The sequence below is a fragment of the Pantoea sp. Cy-639 genome, from assembly GCF_011752525.1.
Lineage (GTDB): Bacteria > Pseudomonadota > Gammaproteobacteria > Pseudomonadales > Pseudomonadaceae > Aquipseudomonas.
In genome coordinates this window covers 40,875-59,560 of sequence record NZ_VWXI01000002.1, presented here as the reverse complement: position 1 = coordinate 59,560, position 18,686 = coordinate 40,875, and the positions used below count along the sequence as shown (strand labels likewise).

Below are 18,686 nucleotides of genomic sequence, written 5' to 3'. Positions count from 1 at the left end.
CCGGGTTGGGCGGAAGCACTTTGCCGCTTTTCTGGCAGGCAAGCCGCCCGGAAGGTGGTGGCGGGCCAGCAATCATGGGGGTGTTACGAGGTTGGCACAGCGCTTGCTATGGCTTTGCCAACGAAATTCAGGTCAACCTTTGAAGGTTTCCTCGACATGAGCATCAGCTTCGACAAGGCATTGGGTATCCATGAGAAGGCATTGAGCTTCCGCGCTCAGCGTGCCGAGGTGCTGGCCAACAACATTGCCAACGCCGACACCCCCAACTACAAGGCGCGGGACATGGACTTCTCGTCGGTGCTCGCCGCCGAGGCCGACAAGCAGCAGAAGGGGCGTATCGCCCTGGATCGCACCAATAGCCGCCACATCGAGGCCGAAGGGCTGGCCATGGGGGACGATACCCTCAAGTATCGTACTCCGATGCAGCCGTCGATCGACCAGAACACCGTGGACGCCCAGATGGAGCAGTCCAACTACGCAGAGAACGCCGTTGGCTTCCAGGCCAGCTTCACCCTGCTCAACAGTAAATTCAAAGGGCTGGTAGCGGCCCTGCGCGGAGAGTGACCATGTCCCTTGCCAGTGTCTTCAATATCGCCGGTAGCGGCATGAGTGCGCAGAATACGCGTCTGAACACCGTTGCCTCGAACATCGCCAACGCCGAGACCGTCTCGTCGAGCATCGACCAGACCTACCGCGCCCGTCACCCGGTGTTCGCCACCACCTTCCAGCAAGCTCAGGCCGGCGTCGGCCAGTCGCTGTTCGAGGAGCAGGGCGAAGCGGGGCAGGGTGTCCAGGTCAAGGGCATCATCGAGGACCAGAGCAATCTGGAAGCTCGCTACGAGCCTAACCACCCGGCGGCGAACAAGGACGGCTACGTCTACTACCCCAACGTCAACGTGGTCGAGGAGATGGCTGACATGATCTCTGCCAGTCGCGCGTTCCAGACCAACGCCGAGCTGATGAATACCGCCAAGACCATGATGCAGAAAGTGCTGACCCTGGGTCAGTGATAAGGAATCCGGACCATGGCAGTCGAAAACAATGGCGTGAACCTCAATGACGTGCTCGCGTCGTCCGGGGTCAGCACCGGCACGAAGAAGAACACCACCACCGAGCCCACCGACAAGAACGCGTTGGGCAAGGATGCGTTCCTGAAGCTGCTGGTCACCCAGATGCAGCACCAGAACCCGCTCGATCCCCAGGATAACGGCGAGTTCGTCGCGCAGCTGGCGCAGTTCAGCAGCCTCGAAGGTATCCAGACCCTCAACAGTTCGGTCAACTCGATCATCAACGGCATGGGGTCGTCCCAGGCGTTGCAGGCTTCGTCGCTGGTCGGTCGCTCGGTGATCGTGCAGAACGACAAGGCGGTGGTCGACACCACCCAGAGCTTCACTGGCCAGGTGGTCGTGCCGCAGGCAATTACCGAGGGCAAGGTCACCATCAAGGACAAGGATGGCACTGTGGTCAAGACCATCCAGCTGGGCGAGCAGAAGGCCGGCAATGCCGACTTCATCTGGGATGGCACCAACGACAAGGGCGAGAAGGTCGATCCGGGCAACTACACCTTCACTGCCACCACTACCGTCGACGGCAAGGCGAAGGAGATGTACACCCTGCTGCCGGCGAAGGTGAACAGCGTCAGCTTCCAGAACGGCGGCGAGATGATGCTCAACCTTGCCGGCATCGGCAAGATCGGTATCTCCAAAGTACAAACCATCGGTATCTAAGGCCGCTAGAACGGCAGAAGGAGCGAAAACATGTCTTTCAATATCGGCCTTAGCGGTCTATACGCAGCCAACAAGCAACTGGACGTCACCGGCAACAACATTGCCAACGTCAACACCACTGGTTTCAAATCGTCTCGTGCCGAGTTCGGTGACGTCTACGCCGGCGCCAACCGCCTGGGCGTGGGCAAGAACCAGATCGGCAACGGCGTGCGCCTGGCTGCCGTTTCCCAGCAGTTCGGCCAGGGTGACGTGAACAACACCGGCAACGTGCTGGACATGGGCATCCAGGGTCAGGGTTACTTCGTTCTGTCCGACAACGGCTCGCTGACCTACACCCGTGCCGGTGCCTTCCGTACCGACAAGGACAACTTTGTCACCACCTCCGACGGCCTGCGCCTGCAGGGTTATGCCGCCGATGCCAATGGCAAGATCATCAAGGGCGTGCTGACCGACCTGAAGATCGACACCTCGGCACTGGCGCCGAAGGCCACTACCCTGATCGACCAGGGCCTGAACCTGGACTCGTCGGCCAAGGATATCCCGCTGCAGGTCAGCGACGGCGGCTCGCCGCCCGTGATGGTGCCGAACAAGCCGTTCGATCCGACGGATTCGACCACCTACACCAAACCGTTCTCGACCAAGATCTATGACAGCCAGGGCAACGAGCACGTCATGGACCAGTACTACCGCAAGACCGGTCAGAACGAGTGGACCATGTACACCCTGGTCGATGGTCGCAATCCTCTCGATCCGACCAGCACTGCGCCGCTGGTGGGTAACATGGAGTTCAACTCCGACGGCAGCGTCAAGACCATGACCACCGACAACACCACCGTGCCGGCGGGTAGCTGGAGCGTGACCAACAACACCTTCACCCTCAAGGGCTGGATCCCGGCTGCCAAGGATTCCTCGGGCAACTGGGCTTCCAACGGCGCCGCGGGCAATGCCGACGGCATGCGCCTGGCGATGAACAGCACCACCTCGTACAACACCGAGACCGCGCGCATGTCGCAGTCCCAGGACGGCTACGCCACCGGCATTCTGTCGAACCTGTCGATCGACTCCTCGGGCGTGATGTTCGCCAGCTTCAGCAACCAGCAATCCCGCGCCATCGGCCAGGTGGCGATCGCCAGCTTCGCCAACGAGCAGGGGCTGCAGCAGATTGGCGGTACTCGTTGGAAGGAAACCTACTCCTCCGGCATTCCGGGTATCGACGCGCCGAAGACCGGCACCTTGGGCTCGGTCGAGTCCAACTCGCTGGAGGCGTCCAACGTCAACCTGACCCAGGAACTGGTAGAGCTGATCAAGGCGCAGAGCTACTACCAGGCCAACGCCAAGACCATCTCCACCGAAAGCACCATCATGCAGACCATCATCCAGATGACCTGATGGTCGCTGGTTGAGTGCTTGCTGGCGAACCCCTTTCCTGTAAAGGGGTTCGTCGTCTTGGAGGGCGGGGTCATGAAAAAGTGGGTTGTCGCAGTCGCCGCCGCGTTCTGTCTGTTGCAGGCGCAGGCCGCCATGGCGCCCTGGTGGCGCTGGGAAAGCCAGGTCGATGGGCGGCTGGTCTGCTCGCAGTGGTCGCCGGGGGAGGGCTGGAAGCGTTTCGCCGGGCCGTTCGACAACGGTGCCTGCCGGGGCCTGTAAAGGCTTGCCGCCAGCGGCAAGCTGGCGCCGGATAACCGGCGTCGACTGAGTGTCCAGGTTGGCCAATAGCCCGTATTCACGGGCTTTTTTCTGCTTTTCAAAAGTTGGTTCGGAACTTGCTTTATAGCCTGCACAGCCACGGCGACCGGCAAATGGTCGCCAGTGCAGCGGAGGATGACTGTGGACAAGATGCTTTACGTGGCCATGACCGGCGCCAGCCAGAACGCGCTGGCGCAAAAGGCTCATGCCAACAACCTGGCGAACGTTTCCACCAACGGCTTCCAGCGCGACCTGGAGCAGGCGCGCTCGATGCCGGTGTTCGGTGACAGCTTTCCGGCGCGCGCCTTCGCCATGAGCGAGCGTCCGGCCACCGACTTCAGCGCCGGCCCCATGGTCGAGACCGGTCGCGATCTGGATGTCGCGGTTTCCGGCAATGGCTTCATTGCCGTGCAGGCGCCGGATGGCAGCGAAGCCTACGTGCGCACCGGTAGCCTGAACATTGACGCCCTTGGCGTGCTGCGTGCCGGCAATGGCATGCCGGTCATCGGCAACAGCGGCCCGATCGCCATTCCGCCGGAGCAGAAGGTCGAGGTCGGCGACGACGGCACCATCAGCATTCGTGCCATGGGCGAAGACCCACGGGTCATGGCCGAGGTCGACCGGATCAAGCTGGTCAACCCGGACGTCAAGACCCTGAACAAGGGCACCGACGGGCTCATCCATGTCAAGGGTGGCCAGCCGGCGCCTGCCGACGCCAATGTGCGGGTGGTTTCGGGCTTCCTCGAGGGCAGCAATGTCAATGCGGTCGAGGAAATGACGTCGGTGCTGGCGCTGTCTCGCCAGTTCGAGTTGCACGTCAAGATGATGAAAGCGGCCGAGGAAGGCGATCAAGCCATGGCTCGGGTTTTGCAGATCGGCTAAATCACATTTGAACGGGTGCCGTAAAACAGGCGCACGAGGAGAACACTAAATGCTTCCGGCTCTTTGGGTCGCTAAGACCGGTCTGTCCGCCCAGGACACCAACCTGACGGTCATTTCCAACAACCTGGCCAACGTCTCGACCACAGGCTTCAAGCGTGATCGTGCCGAGTTCCAGGACCTGCTGTACCAGATCAAGCGCCAGCCTGGTGCCCGGTCGACCCAGGACAGCGAACTGCCCTCGGGCCTGCAGGTCGGTACCGGTGTGCGCATCGTCGGTACCCAGAAGAACTTCCAGACCGGCAGCCTGCAGACGACCGAGAACCCGCTGGACATGGCGGTCAATGGTCGTGGCTTCTTCCAGATCCTGCAGCCGGACGGCACCGTGTCGTATACCCGTGACGGTACCTTCCACCTGAACTCCGATGGCCAGGTGGTCACCGCCAGCGGCTTCGCCCTGGAGCCGGCCATCGTCGTGCCGCCGGACGCGAAGAGCTTCACCGTCGGCGAGGACGGCACCGTGTCGATCACCACCCAGGGCAACCCGGCCGCGCAGATCATCGGCAACATCCAGACCGCCGACTTCATCAACCCGGCCGGCCTGCAGGCGATCGGCGGCAACCTGTTCCTCGAGACCGCCGCCAGCGGTGCGCCGCAGATCGGTACCCCAGGCCTGAACGGCTTCGGTCCGACCCTGCAGCAGACCCTGGAAAACTCCAACGTCAGCACCGTGGAAGAACTGGTCAACATGATCACCACCCAGCGTGCCTACGAGATGAACTCCAAGGTCATCTCCGCCGCCGACAAGATGCTGTCGTTCGTCACCCAGCAGCTGTAAGCCCTGGTGGCCCGTCTGGCGGGCCACTGACCATCCGCTCGCTGTTGCAGCGCCTGTTACACCGTGAGGTAAGCGTCATGATTCGTCTGTTGTCCGTATTCGCCCTGGGGGGGGCGGTGTTGTTGGCCGGTTGCGTCGCGCCGACGCCCAAGCCCAACGATCCGTACTACGCGCCGGTATTGCCGCGCACCCCGTTGCCGGCAGCGGCCAACAACGGCTCGATCTACCAGGCTGGCTTCGAGCAGAGCCTGTATACCGACCGCAAGGCGTTCCGGGTCGGTGACATCATCACCATCACCCTCAACGAGCGGACCTCGGCGAGCAAGAACGCCGGCTCGCAGGTGCAGAAGAACAGCAAGACCAGCATCGGCCTGACCTCGCTGTTCGGCAGCACGCCGAACACCAACAATCCGTTCGGCAGCGGCGACCTGTCGCTGGATGCCGGCTACAGCGGCGACCGTGCCACCAAGGGCGACAGCAAGGCCACCCAGGGCAACACCTTGACCGGTTCGATCACGGTCACCGTGGCCGAAGTGCTGCCCAACGGCATCATCGCCGTGCGCGGCGAGAAGTGGATGACCCTGAACACCGGCGAAGAGCTGGTGCGTATCGCCGGCCTGGTTCGTGCCGACGACATCGCCACTGACAACACCGTGCCGTCCACCCGTGTGGCCGACGCGCGCATCACCTATTCGGGTACCGGCTCGTTCGCCGATGCCAGCCAGCCCGGTTGGCTGGACCGTTTCTTCATCAGCCCGCTCTGGCCCTTCTGAGTACGGATGACCATGTTCAACGCTAGGCGGTTGATTGCCGCGACCCTGCTTCTGTCCTGCACGTTTGGCGCTCATGCCGAGCGCCTGAAGGATATCGCCAGCATTTCCGGTGTGCGTGCCAACCAGCTGATCGGCTACGGCCTGGTGGTCGGCCTCAATGGCACGGGCGACCAGACCACCCAGACGCCGTTCACCCTGCAGACCTTCAACAACATGCTGTCGCAGTTCGGCATCAAGGTGCCGCCAGGGTCGGGCAACGTGCAGTTGAAGAACGTCGCTGCGGTGTCGGTGCATGCCGACCTGCCGCCGTTCGCCAAGCCGGGGCAGGTGGTCGACATCACCGTGTCGTCGATCGGCAACTCCAAGAGCCTGCGTGGCGGCAGCCTGCTGATGACCCCGCTCAAGGGTATCGACGGCAACGTCTATGCCATTGCCCAGGGCAACCTGGTGGTGGGCGGCTTCGACGCCGAGGGACGCGATGGCTCGAAGATCACCGTCAACGTTCCGTCGGCCGGCCGCATCCCCGGCGGTGCCTCGGTCGAGCGGGCGGTGCCGAGCGGCTTCAACCAGGGCAACAGCCTGACCCTGAACCTCAACCGTCCTGACTTCACCACCGCCAAGCGCATCGTCGACAAGGTCAACGAGCTGCTCGGCCCGGGTGTCGCCCAGGCCGTCGATGGCGGTTCGGTGCGGGTCACCGCGCCGATGGATCCGAGCCAGCGCGTCGACTACCTGTCGATCCTCGAGAACCTGGAGATCGATCCTGGCCAGGCCGTGGCCAAGGTCATCATCAATTCGCGTACCGGTACCATCGTCATCGGCCAGAACGTCAAGGTGTCGCCTGCAGCGGTCACCCATGGCAGCCTGACCGTGACCATCACCGAAGACCCGATCGTCAGCCAGCCAGGGCCATTCTCCAATGGCCAGACCGCCGTGGTGCCGCGCTCGCGGGTCAACGCCCAGCAGGAAGCCAAGCCGATGTTCAAGTTCGGTCCGGGTACCACGCTGGATGAGATCGTGCGTGCGGTGAACCAGGTCGGCGCAGCGCCAGGCGACCTGATGGCGATCCTCGAAGCCCTGAAGCAGGCCGGCGCGTTGCAAGCCGACCTGATCGTGATCTGAGGACGGCACGGATGAATTCGAAGAGCCTGGTGTCCTCGAGCGCCGACAGCGGCGCCTACACCGACCTCAATCGCCTGAGCTCGCTCAAGTACGGTGATCGCGACAGCGACGCCAATGTGCGCAAGGTGGCCAAGGAGTTCGAGTCGCTGTTCATCAGCGAGATGCTCAAGGCATCGCGCAAGGCCACCGATGTGATGGCCTCCGAAGACGATCCGATGAACAGCGACACGGTAAAGCAGTACCGTGACATGTACGACCAGCAGTTGGCCGTGAGCATGTCCCGCGAGGGTGGTGGTATCGGCCTGCAGGATGTACTGGTGCGCCAGCTGTCGAAGAACAAGGCGCCGCACCCGAACACCAGTCCGTTCCCGCGTATCGAGGGCAAGGCCCCGGCGCTGTGGGCTTCGCAAGTCGCGGTGCCGGTGCGTGGCGACGACGTGGCGGCAGTGCGCAACGACATGGCGGCGCTCAACTCGCGGCGTCTGGCGCTGCCGGGCAAGCTCACCGATCGCCTGCTGGCCGGTATCGTGCCGTCGGCGACCCAGGCCCAGTCCGGCAACGCTGCGGCGCTGCCGGGACGCGGCGATATTCCGCCGGGTGGTGAATGGCAGCCGGCGCGTACCTTCGCTGTCGGCAGTCAGCGCGGCAGCCTGCAGATCCTCGGGCGTGCCGTGGCCCAGCCGCCGCTGGCGCCGAAGAAGGCCTTCGCCGACAGCGACGCGTTCGTCGCCACCATGCTGCCGATGGCCGAGCAGGCCGCCAAGCGCATCGGTATCGATCCGCGCTACCTGGTGGCCCAGGCTGCGCTGGAAACCGGCTGGGGCAAATCGGTCATGCGCAACGCCGATGGTTCCAGCAGCCACAACCTGTTCGGCATCAAGGCCACGGGCAGTTGGCAGGGCGGCGAGGCGAGGGCGATCACCAGCGAGTTCCGTAATGGCCAGTTCGTCAAGGAAACGGCGGCGTTCCGTTCTTACGACAGTTACCAGGACAGCTTCCATGACCTGGTGACGTTGTTGCAGAACAATTCGCGCTATCAAGATGCGGTCAGGTCGGCCGATAAACCAGAACAGTTTGTGCGAGAGCTGCAGAAGGCCGGTTATGCCACCGACCCGAACTACGCCAGCAAGATCTCGCAGATCGCAAAACAGATGAAGTCCGGACAGAGCTACGCGATGCTCGGGACCACTCAGCAACTTTAAGGGCAGGGAACCATGGCGAGTTTGATCAATATCGGTATGTCGGGCCTGGGCGCCGCCCAGTCCGGGATGTACACCCTGGGTAACAACATCGCCAACGCCGATGTCGAAAGTTACTCTCGCCAGCAGATCGTCCAGAAGACCAAGGGTGGTCAGCAGACCGGTCAGGTATTCATCGGCACCGGCACCACGCTGTCCGACGTGCGCCGGGTGTACAACGCGTTCCTCGAGAACCAGTTGCGCACCACCACTTCGCTGTCCAGCGAGGCAACGTCGTACCTGAACCAGGTCAAGCCGCTCGACACTGCCCTGTACGGTAGCGACACCGGCATCACTGCCGCGTTGAAAGGTTTTTTCACCGCCATGCAGGATGCCTCGGCCAAGCCGACCGAAGACGCATCGCGCCAGTTGCTGCTGACCAGCGCCCAGACCCTGTCCAAGCGCTTCAATGCCTTGTCGGCGCAGATGAACCAGCAGAACAGCAACATCAACAGCAACATGACGTCCATCACCGACCAGGTGAACAAGCTCACTGCCACCATTGCCGAGTACAACCAGCAAATCGTCAAGATGACGGCGATCACCGGCAAGCCCAACGACCTGCTTGACCAGCGCGATGGCGCTGTGCGCGAGTTGAACAAGCTGATCGGTGTGGATGTGGTGGAGCGCGATGGCAACTACGACATCAATCTGAAGAATGGCCAGTCGCTGGTACTGGGCAACACCACCCAGACCCTGTCGACCGCAGCGAGTCCGAACGATCCGACGCGCATGAGCATCGTGCTCAATCGCGGCAATACCAAGATGGACATCACCAGCAGCGTGACCGGTGGCGAGCTGGGTGGTCTGATCCGCTATCGCAACGAAACCCTCGACCCGGCTCTCAACGAGCTGGGACGGGTCGCTCTGGTGGTGGCCGACGCGATCAACAGCCAGTTGGCCCAGGGCATCGACAAGAATGGTGATTTCGGCGCGCTGCTGTTTGGCGATATCAACAGTGCCAAGGCCATCAGCGAGCGCAGCATCGCGCGCCAGGGCAACAGCAGTGGCTCCGGCAACCTCGATGTCACCATCAAGGACACCGGCAAGCTGTCCACCAGCGACTACCAGGTGACCTTCACCAGCGCCACAGGTTACAGCGTGCGCAAGCTGCCCGACGGTACCGACATGGGCAGCTTCGACCTGACAGATACCCCGCCGCCGGTCATCGATGGCTTCACCCTGTCGCTCAATGGCGGTGCGCCGAGTGCCGGCGACAGCTTCAAGATCACCCCGACCCGCAATGCCTCCGCCGGTATCGAATCGACACTGACCGATCCCAAGCGCCTGGCTTTTGCCGCGCCACTGACCGGTACCAGCGCTCCGGGCAACAAAGGCACTGGCCTGATCACCCAGCCCAAATTGACCTCCGAACTGGACATTTATGACACGGTGCAGCGTTCCGAGCTGCAGACCGGCCTGAAGTACTCCACGCCGGTGAAGCTGGTGTTCGGCGACAGCAGCTCCACGCCGCAGGGCTACACGATGTACGACGCCAAGGGCAATGCCATTGGCACCGGCACTATCGTTCCAGGCCAGGCCAACAAGCTGCAGTTGTCGGTGCCGATGGTCGATGGCAGTGGCAATCCGATCATGGATGGTGCCACACAGAAGACCTTCACCTTCGAGATGGAGGTGTCCGGCGCGCCGAAAACAGGTGACAGCTTCACTGTGGGCCTGACGGGCTCGGGCTCGGCGGACAACCGCAACGCCCAGTCGGTGATCGACCTGCAGACCAAGTCCACCGTCGAAGTGGGTGCTGACGGCAAGGGCATCAGCATGACCGATGCCTATGCCAAGCTGGTTTCCAATGTCGGTGGCAAGACGGCTCAGGCTTCGCTGGACGGTGATGCCACCAACGCCCTGCAAGAGTCTGCCCTGAACAGCCGTAACGGCGTGTCGGGTGTTTCGATCGATGAAGAGACCGGCAACCTGATCAAGTTCCAGCAGTACTACACGGCGTCGTCGCAGATCATCAAGGCGGCCCAGGAAACCTTCGCCACCTTGATCAACAGCCTTTAAGGAGCCGTAGACCGTGCGTATTTCCACTTCGCAGTTCTATAACAGCGCCAGCACCGACTACCAGCGCACCTTCGCCAGCCTGAACAAGAGCCGTGAGGAGTCCAGTAGCGGGATTCGCGTGCGCACGGCTGCCGACGATCCGGTCGGCGCCGCGCGGTTGCTGCAGCTCGAGCAACAGCAGAACATGCTCAAGCAGTACAGTGGCAACATCACCAACGTGCGCAATGCCCTGGGCAGCAGCGAAAGCACCCTCAATGCCATTGGCACCATTCTGCAGCGGGTCAACGAACTGGCGGTGGGCTCCGGCAACGCCGGTTTCACCGACGCCGACCGCAAGGCCAATGCCGATGAGCTGTCGGCCCTGGAGGAGCAATTGTTCTCGCTGATGAACAGCAAGGACGAGAACGGCAAGTATCTGTTCTCAGGCTCCAAGGGTGATACCCAGCCTTATGTGCGGAACTCCGATGGCACCTACAGCTATCAGGGCGACCAGACCCAGCTCAAGTTGCAGGTTGGCGATATGCTCAGCCTGGCGGCCAACGAGACCGGCTACGACGCCTTCGAACAGGCCCTGAACACCAGTCGCAGTCAGACCCGTCTGACCTCGCCGGCCGTGGATGATGGTCGTGTCGGTCTGTCCAACGGCCAGGTTTCCGGCAGCGTCACCTACAACGATCGCTTCCGCAGCGGTGAGCCCTACAGTATCGAATTCACCAGCAGCACCCAGTTCAAGATCCTGGACGCCGGCGGCAACGATGTGACCCAGGAGGCCAGCCAGGGCGGTACTTTCGATCCGAAAGGCGACAACACCACGATCTCCTTCCGAGGTGTCGACCTGCGCCTGAAGATCAGCCTCAAGCCAGGTGACGAAGCCAACCCTGACGCGGCCATCGCCGGGCATACCTTCTCGCTCAGCTCCAAGCCTGACTCGATCGCGGGTACCCGTAGCCCGGGCAACAGCTCGTCGACCCAGATCAACGGCGCTACCATCACCGACCAGGCTGCCTACAATGCTGCCTTCCCTGGCGGTGGCGCAGTGCTCAAGTTCACCAGCGCCACCGACTTCGAGCTGTACGCGGCGCCGATCACCGACAACAGTCGACCGGTATCCACCGGTACGCTGTCGGGCAACACTGCCACTGCTGCGGGCGTACGTTTCGATCTGTCGGGTGCACCGAACGCGGGGGATTCGTTCGCGGTCAAGGTGGATACCCACCAGAACCAGAACATTCTCAACACCATCAGCCAGTTCCGTGCCGCGCTGGGCACGCCGGTAGACGGTGACCCGGTGGCGCGGCAGAACTTCCTGGCTTCGCTGGACTCCGCCATCGGCAATATCAACAGCGCTTCCAGCCAGGTCAGCTCGTCGATCAGCGCCATCGGTGGTCGTGGTCAGGCCCTGGATATCCAATCGGAAACCAACGAAGCGCTGGATACCGAGAATACCAAGACCCAGAGCTCGATCCGTGAAGTCGATCCGGCAACCGTGATGCTGCGCTTGCAGATGCAGACCAACATGCTCCAGGCCTCGCTGCAGTCCTACGCCAAGATCGCGGGTCTGTCACTGGTCAACTACATCTGATTCTCCCCTCGTTACACTGGCCGCGCACTGCCCCCACGGGGTAGTGCGCCGGCCTTTTCTCCAGGTCTCCCATCGTGAATCAATCGGCTCTCGTCAGCATCGCAGTTCCTGCATTCAACCCGGACTTTCTGCAGAGTGCGCTGATTAGTGCAGTCGGCCAGGACTACCCGAGCCTCGAAGTCCTGGTGTGTGACGACAGTAATGGCGATGACATCCGTCGCATCGTCGATGAGGTGATCGCGCAAACGGGCAAGCCGATCCGCTACCTGCGTAATCCACGCACCCTCGGCTTTGCGCACAACCTGTTGGTGTGCCTCGAGCAGGCCCGCGGGCAACTGATCAAGTTTCTTTGCGATGATGACCTGCTGTTCGCCAATTGCGTCAGTGAGCAGGCGGCCGTGCTGAACCGGCATGCTGACGTCAGCATGAGTATCTGCCAGCGCATGTTGTGCGCGGCGGACGATACCCTGCTGCCGTCGCGAATGCTCAACATGCTGATGTGCCCTCAGGATGCCGTGGTCAAGGGCTCCGACCTGCTCGAGGCATTGGAGTCCATGGGCTCCAATCTGTTTGGCGGGCTGAGTCATGCACTGATGCGACGCGAGCTGGTGGAGGCTTTCTTGCCGGCTCTGGTGGAGGGTGGCTTCGTCGCCCGCCTCGATATGGCGCTTTATCTGTGCTTGATGCGTCGCGGCAACCTTGGGCACCTGGAAAGCTTCCTTAGCCTGGAGCGTCTGCACCCGGGGCGGCTTAGCCACCAGGCTGGCATGACCCTGGCGTATCCCACCGAAACCCTCTGGATCAAGGCAATGTTGGAGGCGCGTGCCAGTGAGGCCGCGCCGGCCAAGGGCTGGGTGCGCTACGTGCCACTGGCGTGTTATCACGATGCCCAGTCCGCGCAGTGGGAGGAGTACGACTTGAATGGCCTGCGGGCGCTGCAGGAGGCTCGGGTGCATCAGCAACTGGGCAGCGACTGTCTGTCGTTCGAGGAAATCTATGCCCAGTGGCTGGAGTGTCGCAGTCTCTCGCAGGCCCAGCTCAAGCTGATGCCCAAGCGCTTCGAGCGCTGGCCGTCCCGGCCGCGTATCGTACCGGTGATCTGGGCCGGGGAGGGCGACGAGCAGGCGCTGCGCACGACCCTGGACAGCCTTGGCGCACAGTCTTATGCACCGGCTGCATGCTGGGTGCTGGCACCCGCCTCGGTGTCGGTGCCAGATATGCCGGGGGTCGAGACTCTGTCTATCGATGGCAATGGTTTCGCACGCTTGCAAGCGCGGCTCGGCCAGGCAGGGGCGGACTGGATCTTCCTGTTGCAGGCCGGGGATCGCCTGGTTCCGCATGCCTTGGCAATCATGGGCGAGCGCATGGCCTTGCGCGACCGGGCATGCCTGTATGTGGACGAGGGCAGCCATGACGCGTTGCGAGCTTCCACGCCGATCTTCAAGCCGGACTTCAACCTGGACCTGATGCGCAGCCTGCCTTATGTCGGGCGCTTGCTGGCCTTCGAGTGCAAGGCGTTGATCGCTGCAGGTGGCTTCGATGCGGACTTCGATATCCTCGCGCCCCATGACCTGTTCTGGCGTCTTGCAGAGAGCCGCGGCCTGCAGGTTGTCGAGCACGTCGACGAGTTGCTGGTGCACTGCCAGTGGGACTTTGCCCAGTGGTTGAGTGACCCGCGTTGTGTCGCCCAGGCGCCGCGGGTGGTGCAGGCCCACCTGCGGCGCCTGGGTGTCGACGCAGAGGTCGTTGGGGCGTCCGACCAGGCGCTGTGCCGTGTGACCTATCGTCATGAGGTCCAGGCCAGTGTTTCGATCCTGGTGAGTGTCGGTGACGACTTGGGCTCGGCCAGACGCTGTGTCGAGTCGCTGTTCGAACATACCGCCTATGCCAATTTCGAAGTGCTGCTGGTATCTGCGGCGGATGCCCCGACTGATCTGCGCCAATGGCTGCAAGCCATGCAGAGCCTGGGCAGTGACCAGCTGCGGGTGGTCGAAGTCGATAGCGCTAGCCGTGTAGGCAGACTGAATGAGGCGAGTGCTGCGGCGCGTGGCGACTACCTGCTGATGCTCGACAGTGCGTGCATGGCCTTCGAGTCGGGCTGGCTGGCCGAGCTGATGGCCCAGGCTCAACGCCCGGAGGTCGGCGTGGTGGGGCCCAAGTTGTGCACTGCTTCTGGCACGGTGTTCGGTGCAGGCCTGGTGCTTGGCCTGCATGGCGAGGCGGGTAGTCCGTTCGTCGGGCTGCCGGCCGATGCCAATGGCTACATGCATCGGCTGGCTTGCACGCAGAACTGGAGTGCCTTGTCGCTTGATTGCATGCTGGTGCGCCGCGAGGTGATGCGTGCCCTCGACGGCTTTGATGTGGAAGGGTTGCAAGGGGGGCTGCAGGATGCCGATTTCTGCCTGCGAGTCGGCGAACAGGGATACCTGGTGGTCATGACGCCTGCGGCCATGGTGGCGCGTCTGACGCGTCAGCCGAGCGACGTCGAGCCAGCGCAAGATGAGCGTGCCGACAGCGAGATCTTCCATGACCGCTGGCTGGCCAAGCTTGCCCGTGACCCCGCCTACAATCGGAATCTCAGTCTGAGCATGACCAGCTTCAGTCTGGAGCCCGGGCTGCGTCAGGGCTGGGATCCGTTCCTTGAGCGGGTGCTGCCGTCGGTCCTGGCATTGCCGGTCAACTCCTCCGCAGTTGGCCACTACCGGGTTTCCCAGCCGTTCCGTGAACTGGAAAATGCTGGCTGGATCCAGGGTCGACAAAACTATCGGATTCCTGGCCTGATCGAGCTGGAGCGCGAGAAGCCTGATGTCATCGTGTTCCAGTACCGCAGCCGGATGAGTTCGGTCGAGGAGATCGGACGGGTGGTGCGGGCTTCCAGCGCCAGGCACATCTACGAGATTGATGACTACATCATCGGCGTGCCCGAAAGAAACGATCATTCGCGCAATATGCCGGCCGATATTCGCGAGGCGGTCAGTCTCGGGATCTCGATGTGCGATCGTGTAGTGGTGTCCACCCTGCCGCTGGCCGATGCCCTGTCGAGCATGCATCAGGACATCCAGGTGGTGCCCAACATGCTGGCCGCGAAGCTCTGGGCCGGTCTTTCCAGTGAACGCCAGACCTCCGCCAGGCCGCGCGTGGGGTGGGCAGGGGGGACCAGCCATCGAGGCGACTTGGAAGTGCTGCTGGAGGTGATCAAGACCTTGGCCAGTCAGGTCGACTGGGTGTTTTTCGGCATGTGCCCGGACTCACTGCGGCCTTACATCAAGGAATTCCACCAGGGTATCCCGATGTCGGAATATCCGCGCAAACTGGCAAGCCTCAACCTCGACCTGGCATTGGCCCCGCTCGAGCAGAACCTGTTCAACGACTGCAAGAGCAATCTGCGTCTGCTGGAATATGGTGCGTGCGGCTTCCCGGTGATTTGCTCCGACACCAAGGCGTACGACGGTTATCTGCCGTGTACGCGGGTTCTGGGCAATACCAGTGCTGAATGGCTTGATGCGATTCGCATGCACCTGGCGGACCCGGATGCCAGCTATCGTCAGGGCGACGCCCTGCGCGACGTGGTGCTGCGTGACTATGTCCTTAACGAGCGGCACCTGCAACATTGGGCCAACGCCTGGTTGGCTGACTGACATGCCTTGGTACCCCAAGGGTGCCAAGGCCACACTGGATTCTGAGTATCGGGTACCCCATGACTGGACATACATCCGTGAACACTTCGTCGCCACTCGATACCTGTGTCGTGATGCTCGGCAGCGAGGAACAGGGCTATCGCGCGCGCGCGACGACCTACCTTGGCGGTATCGGTTGCAGGGCCATCGTGGTCGATGGTGCGAGCGGCGAGCAGATGCGCGATGCATTGCAGCGTGAGCTCGAGCAGATAGACGCGCCTTTCGTGGTCCTGGCCAGGGACAGCGACTTCATGCTGCCGGACGCGCTGCGGATGGCTGAGGCCTGGCTGGTGGCCAATCCGCAGGCACAGGGTGTACAGGCTTATGCCCTGGGCATGAGCCCAGGCAACAGCACGGTCGGCTATCACCGTCTTGGTGGGGCGGCTCATGGTCAGTCCGGCCCTGGTGTGCGCGAGCGTGTGCTTGCCCATGCTCTGAGTGGTCTGCAGCCGTGGCGTGCGCTGTTGCGCGTGGGCGCCTTGCGTGCGGCGCTGGCTGATGCCTCGGTGCAGGTGGCGGGTGAGGACTGGTTGGTGGGGCTGTCCTTCGCCCTGTTGCGCCAAGGGCAGATCCCAACGCTCGAGCAGGTGCTCGTAGTCAGCGAGTGCCGGGGACAGGCGGGGGACGCGGACGCGTTGGCTCCAGTCATTCGTGCCCTGCGCCAGTGGGATGAGCAACAGGCGGGTGACTTCGCCGATGATGAAGGGTTCGCCATCCTGCGCCAGTTCGTGCTGGGCACGGCAGCCATCGATGCCGCACCGCTCCTGTTCACCTCTGCGTGGAGCAGTGTCGTCCATGAGCCAGAGCGTAGTTTCGAGCCGCGCCAATATGTCGAGTTGCCTTATTACAACGCCACGGTGTTCCGGCAGTTATCGGCGCTGGAGTTCCTGCTGCACGCCTGGCCAGTGGGGCGTGAGCATGTGCGCGCTGTTGAAGGGGCTTGGGTGCGCCAGCGTGATCTGCTGCAGCGCCAGGCCAATGACAACCGGAAGACCTTGCGAGCGCGCTACTGGGAGGCCTTGGCGGTAAACCTGTTCTCGCCGCAGGTCTGCCAGCTGCTGCTGGAGGTGTTGGAAGCCGACGAGGCCGAGGCGCGCGAGGAGCTGCAGCATTGGCTGGACCGCCTGCGCCAGGTGAAGGCTCCCGAGTTGCCAGGGCGCCTGGCGCAGACAGCGTCGGGGCATGTGCTGCAGGCGCTGGCGGCAGCGACCCTGGATGCTGCTGCCAGGCAGCGTGTGCAGAAGCGCCTGGCTGCTGGCAAGGGTTCGCAGGTCGCACTGCTGGTGCTGGACCTGGAGGACGATGATGCTGCCTTGCAGCGTACCTTCGACAGTGTAGTGGCGAGCGGCCTGCGCGATTTTCGTATCGTGGTGCTCAAGGCCGGCATACTGCCGGCGATCACCACGACGCGGGATACCCTGCATTTCGTCAAGGTCACCACCGACAATGTGGTCTCGCATCTCAATCAGACGCTCAAGCAGTTGTCTTGTGATTGGCTGATGCTGATGCAAGCCGGGGATGAGCTGGCCGGTAGCGGCCTGCTGCGACTGCAGCTCGAATTGGCTGAGGCCGAGGGCCTCAAGGCCGTGTGCGGCAATGATGTACAGCGTGACAGTGAGGGGCGCCTGGTCGCTGTGTTGCGGCCGGGGGCGGATTTCGACCTGTTGCGCAGCCGTCCGGATCTGATGGCGCCGCACTGGCTGCTGCGTCGTGAAGAGGTTCTGGCGCTTGGGGGGTACAGTGAAACCTGTCGCCAGGCGCTCGATCTCGACCTTCTGCTCCGACTGGTCGAGGCTAATGGGCTGGCAGGTCTGGCCCACATCGATGAGTTTTTGGTGATTGGCAGCAATCGCTGCGAGACGATGCTTCCCGATGCCCTGGCGACCCTGGGGCGACACCTCGGCCAGCTGGGCTATCGTGGCCAGGTGGACCAGGGGCACGAGGGGCGTGTGCTCATCGATTTCCGTCACCCGACCACGCCGCTGGTCAGCATTCTGCTTGAGGCGGGGGATGACATGCAGCAACTGGCTACCAGTCTGGCCAGTATTCAGCAGCGTACCCGTTATCCGCGTTACGAAGTGTTGGTGATCACCCGTGGTGAGCAGCGCCAGGAGACGAGCCTGGGCGGTCGGGCCAGGATGCTGGCGAGCCCGGCGGTGAGTCGCGCTGACAGGCTCAATCAGGCTATTGGCGAGGCGCGTGGTGAATACCTGGTCCTGATGAGCGACCGCAGTCAGGTGTCCAGTCCGGGCTGGATCGAGAGTCTGCTCAATCAGGCCCAGCGTCCGGAAGTTGGCCTGGTTGGTTGTCAGATGCATGACGAAGCAGGGCAGGTGAGCCATGCGGGCTATGAATTGCTTGAAAGTGGGCAGGTCCATGCCAGTTGGCTTGGGCTTGGCGTGGGCGAGCGCGCCGAGGCTCAGGGGCTGGATGTGGTGCGCGGCTGTCAGGCGGTTTCACTCGATGGCTTGATGATCCGCAAGGACGTATTGGAGGCGCTGGGAGGGCTTGGTCAGAGCGAGGCGCTGGACGTCGAGCTGTGCTTGCGAATCGCCCAGGCGGGCATGCTGGTGCTGATGGTGCCTCAGGCGCAGTTGGTCAATCAGGGGGTGCCAGTGTTGTCCGAGGTCGCGCGCGAGGCATTGGTCGCGCAGGCGCCGTGGGCGTTCGCGCGGTGTGTGGCGGTGGACGGGGCGCTGGGCATTGCGCCAGCGGCAAGTGCAAGCGGGCCGCGATGGTTGAGCGAGCTGGCCTGAAGGTGGGGAAGAGCTCGGCACGGCTGTGTTGGTCGAGTGGAGGCGGCCTGGGTATGAGAGTGGTACCCAGGCCGCCTGAATGTTCTGACTGTATAGGCAGCAATTGATGGCCGGATACTGTCTTTGGGATACGGGGTGTCAGATGCATCTGTCTTGGTGTTGAAGCAGCGCTGCTTCTGCCGAGGGCCATGGATTTCTAGTTATCGCCTTGAGCGAAGGGGCGATGCCATTCAGATGGTTTGCAATAACCACCTACGCCATCGCGCTTTACGCTTGAAACTGCCGAGAAGCGCATTTCCTGCGGTCTCTCTGGCAATGGCTGGCCCAGCGCATGGGCAACCACATTCACTCATGTGACTGCGCCTGTCTTTCACCCACTGAGCGTT

The 18,686-nt window shown here is 62.6% G+C and carries 14 protein-coding genes; all 14 read left to right on the top strand.

Annotated elements, in window-relative coordinates; genetic code table 11:
- Positions 1-156 precede the first annotated feature (156 nt).
- The 14 genes from flgB to F3J43_RS02470 all read left to right on the top strand — a co-directional run bounded on the left by flgB (position 157) and on the right by F3J43_RS02470 (position 18,300).
- Complete coding sequence (gene flgB, locus F3J43_RS02535) at positions 157-564, top strand: flagellar basal body rod protein FlgB (protein ID WP_166883252.1); 408 nt, start codon at positions 157-159, stop codon at positions 562-564.
- A gap of 2 nt (positions 565-566) precedes the next feature.
- Positions 567-1,010, top strand: a complete 444-nt coding sequence (gene flgC, locus F3J43_RS02530) for a flagellar basal body rod protein FlgC (RefSeq protein ID WP_166883251.1) — start codon at positions 567-569, stop codon at positions 1,008-1,010.
- 15 nt (positions 1,011-1,025) lie between these two features.
- Positions 1,026-1,727, top strand: a complete 702-nt coding sequence (flgD, locus tag F3J43_RS02525) for a flagellar hook assembly protein FlgD (protein ID WP_166883250.1) — start codon at positions 1,026-1,028, stop codon at positions 1,725-1,727.
- 30 nt (positions 1,728-1,757) lie between these two features.
- A complete protein-coding gene (gene flgE, locus F3J43_RS02520; protein WP_166883249.1) occupies positions 1,758-3,116 on the top strand; it encodes a flagellar hook protein FlgE in 1,359 nt (452 codons plus the stop codon).
- Between the two features lie 72 nt (positions 3,117-3,188).
- On the top strand, positions 3,189-3,374 hold the full coding sequence (locus tag F3J43_RS02515) for a hypothetical protein (protein WP_166883248.1): 186 nt from the start codon (positions 3,189-3,191) through the stop codon (positions 3,372-3,374).
- 189 nt (positions 3,375-3,563) lie between these two features.
- On the top strand, positions 3,564-4,295 hold the full coding sequence (gene flgF, locus F3J43_RS02510) for a flagellar basal-body rod protein FlgF (RefSeq protein ID WP_286184331.1): 732 nt from the start codon (positions 3,564-3,566) through the stop codon (positions 4,293-4,295).
- A 49-nt stretch (positions 4,296-4,344) separates the two neighbouring features.
- Positions 4,345-5,130 (top strand): flagellar basal-body rod protein FlgG, encoded by a 786-nt coding sequence (gene flgG, locus F3J43_RS02505; RefSeq protein WP_166883246.1) that lies wholly within the window; start codon positions 4,345-4,347, stop codon positions 5,128-5,130.
- 77 nt (positions 5,131-5,207) lie between these two features.
- The gene (gene flgH / locus F3J43_RS02500; RefSeq protein ID WP_166883245.1) at positions 5,208-5,903 is read left to right on the top strand and encodes a flagellar basal body L-ring protein FlgH; all 696 of its coding nucleotides are present in this window, start codon (positions 5,208-5,210) and stop codon (positions 5,901-5,903) included.
- Between the two features lie 12 nt (positions 5,904-5,915).
- The gene (locus tag F3J43_RS02495) at positions 5,916-7,025 is read left to right on the top strand and encodes a flagellar basal body P-ring protein FlgI (protein WP_166883244.1); all 1,110 of its coding nucleotides are present in this window, start codon (positions 5,916-5,918) and stop codon (positions 7,023-7,025) included.
- Between the two features lie 11 nt (positions 7,026-7,036).
- Positions 7,037-8,227: a flagellar assembly peptidoglycan hydrolase FlgJ gene (gene flgJ, locus F3J43_RS02490; RefSeq protein ID WP_166883243.1), complete on the top strand. Its 1,191-nt coding sequence runs from the start codon at positions 7,037-7,039 to the stop codon at positions 8,225-8,227.
- A 12-nt stretch (positions 8,228-8,239) separates the two neighbouring features.
- Positions 8,240-10,285, top strand: coding sequence for a flagellar hook-associated protein FlgK (gene flgK, locus F3J43_RS02485; protein ID WP_166883242.1), 2,046 nt, complete (start codon positions 8,240-8,242; stop codon positions 10,283-10,285).
- A 13-nt stretch (positions 10,286-10,298) separates the two neighbouring features.
- The gene (locus F3J43_RS02480) at positions 10,299-11,867 is read left to right on the top strand and encodes a flagellar hook-associated protein 3 (RefSeq protein ID WP_166883241.1); all 1,569 of its coding nucleotides are present in this window, start codon (positions 10,299-10,301) and stop codon (positions 11,865-11,867) included.
- A 74-nt stretch (positions 11,868-11,941) separates the two neighbouring features.
- On the top strand, positions 11,942-15,505 hold the full coding sequence (locus tag F3J43_RS24255; protein WP_166883240.1) for a glycosyltransferase: 3,564 nt from the start codon (positions 11,942-11,944) through the stop codon (positions 15,503-15,505).
- Positions 15,506-15,582: 77 nt separating this feature from the next.
- Positions 15,583-18,300, top strand: a complete 2,718-nt coding sequence (locus F3J43_RS02470) for a glycosyltransferase family protein (RefSeq protein WP_166883239.1) — start codon at positions 15,583-15,585, stop codon at positions 18,298-18,300.
- Positions 18,301-18,686: the final 386 nt, after the last annotated feature.

What these genes read in the sequence shown, in the direction of transcription:
- flgE (WP_166883249.1), top strand. Translation starts at nt 1,758, where the DNA reads ATGTCTTTCAATATCGGCCTTAGCGGTCTATACGCAGCCAACAAGCAA.
- flgD (WP_166883250.1), top strand. Translation starts at nt 1,026, where the DNA reads ATGGCAGTCGAAAACAATGGCGTGAACCTCAATGACGTGCTCGCGTCG.
- flgJ (WP_166883243.1), top strand. Translation starts at nt 7,037, where the DNA reads ATGAATTCGAAGAGCCTGGTGTCCTCGAGCGCCGACAGCGGCGCCTAC.
- F3J43_RS02495 (WP_166883244.1), top strand. Translation starts at nt 5,916, where the DNA reads ATGTTCAACGCTAGGCGGTTGATTGCCGCGACCCTGCTTCTGTCCTGC.
- flgF (WP_286184331.1), top strand. Translation starts at nt 3,564, where the DNA reads ATGCTTTACGTGGCCATGACCGGCGCCAGCCAGAACGCGCTGGCGCAA.
- flgC (WP_166883251.1), top strand. Translation starts at nt 567, where the DNA reads ATGTCCCTTGCCAGTGTCTTCAATATCGCCGGTAGCGGCATGAGTGCG.
- flgH (WP_166883245.1), top strand. Translation starts at nt 5,208, where the DNA reads ATGATTCGTCTGTTGTCCGTATTCGCCCTGGGGGGGGCGGTGTTGTTG.
- flgG (WP_166883246.1), top strand. Translation starts at nt 4,345, where the DNA reads ATGCTTCCGGCTCTTTGGGTCGCTAAGACCGGTCTGTCCGCCCAGGAC.
- flgK (WP_166883242.1), top strand. Translation starts at nt 8,240, where the DNA reads ATGGCGAGTTTGATCAATATCGGTATGTCGGGCCTGGGCGCCGCCCAG.
- F3J43_RS02515 (WP_166883248.1), top strand. Translation starts at nt 3,189, where the DNA reads ATGAAAAAGTGGGTTGTCGCAGTCGCCGCCGCGTTCTGTCTGTTGCAG.
- flgB (WP_166883252.1), top strand. Translation starts at nt 157, where the DNA reads ATGAGCATCAGCTTCGACAAGGCATTGGGTATCCATGAGAAGGCATTG.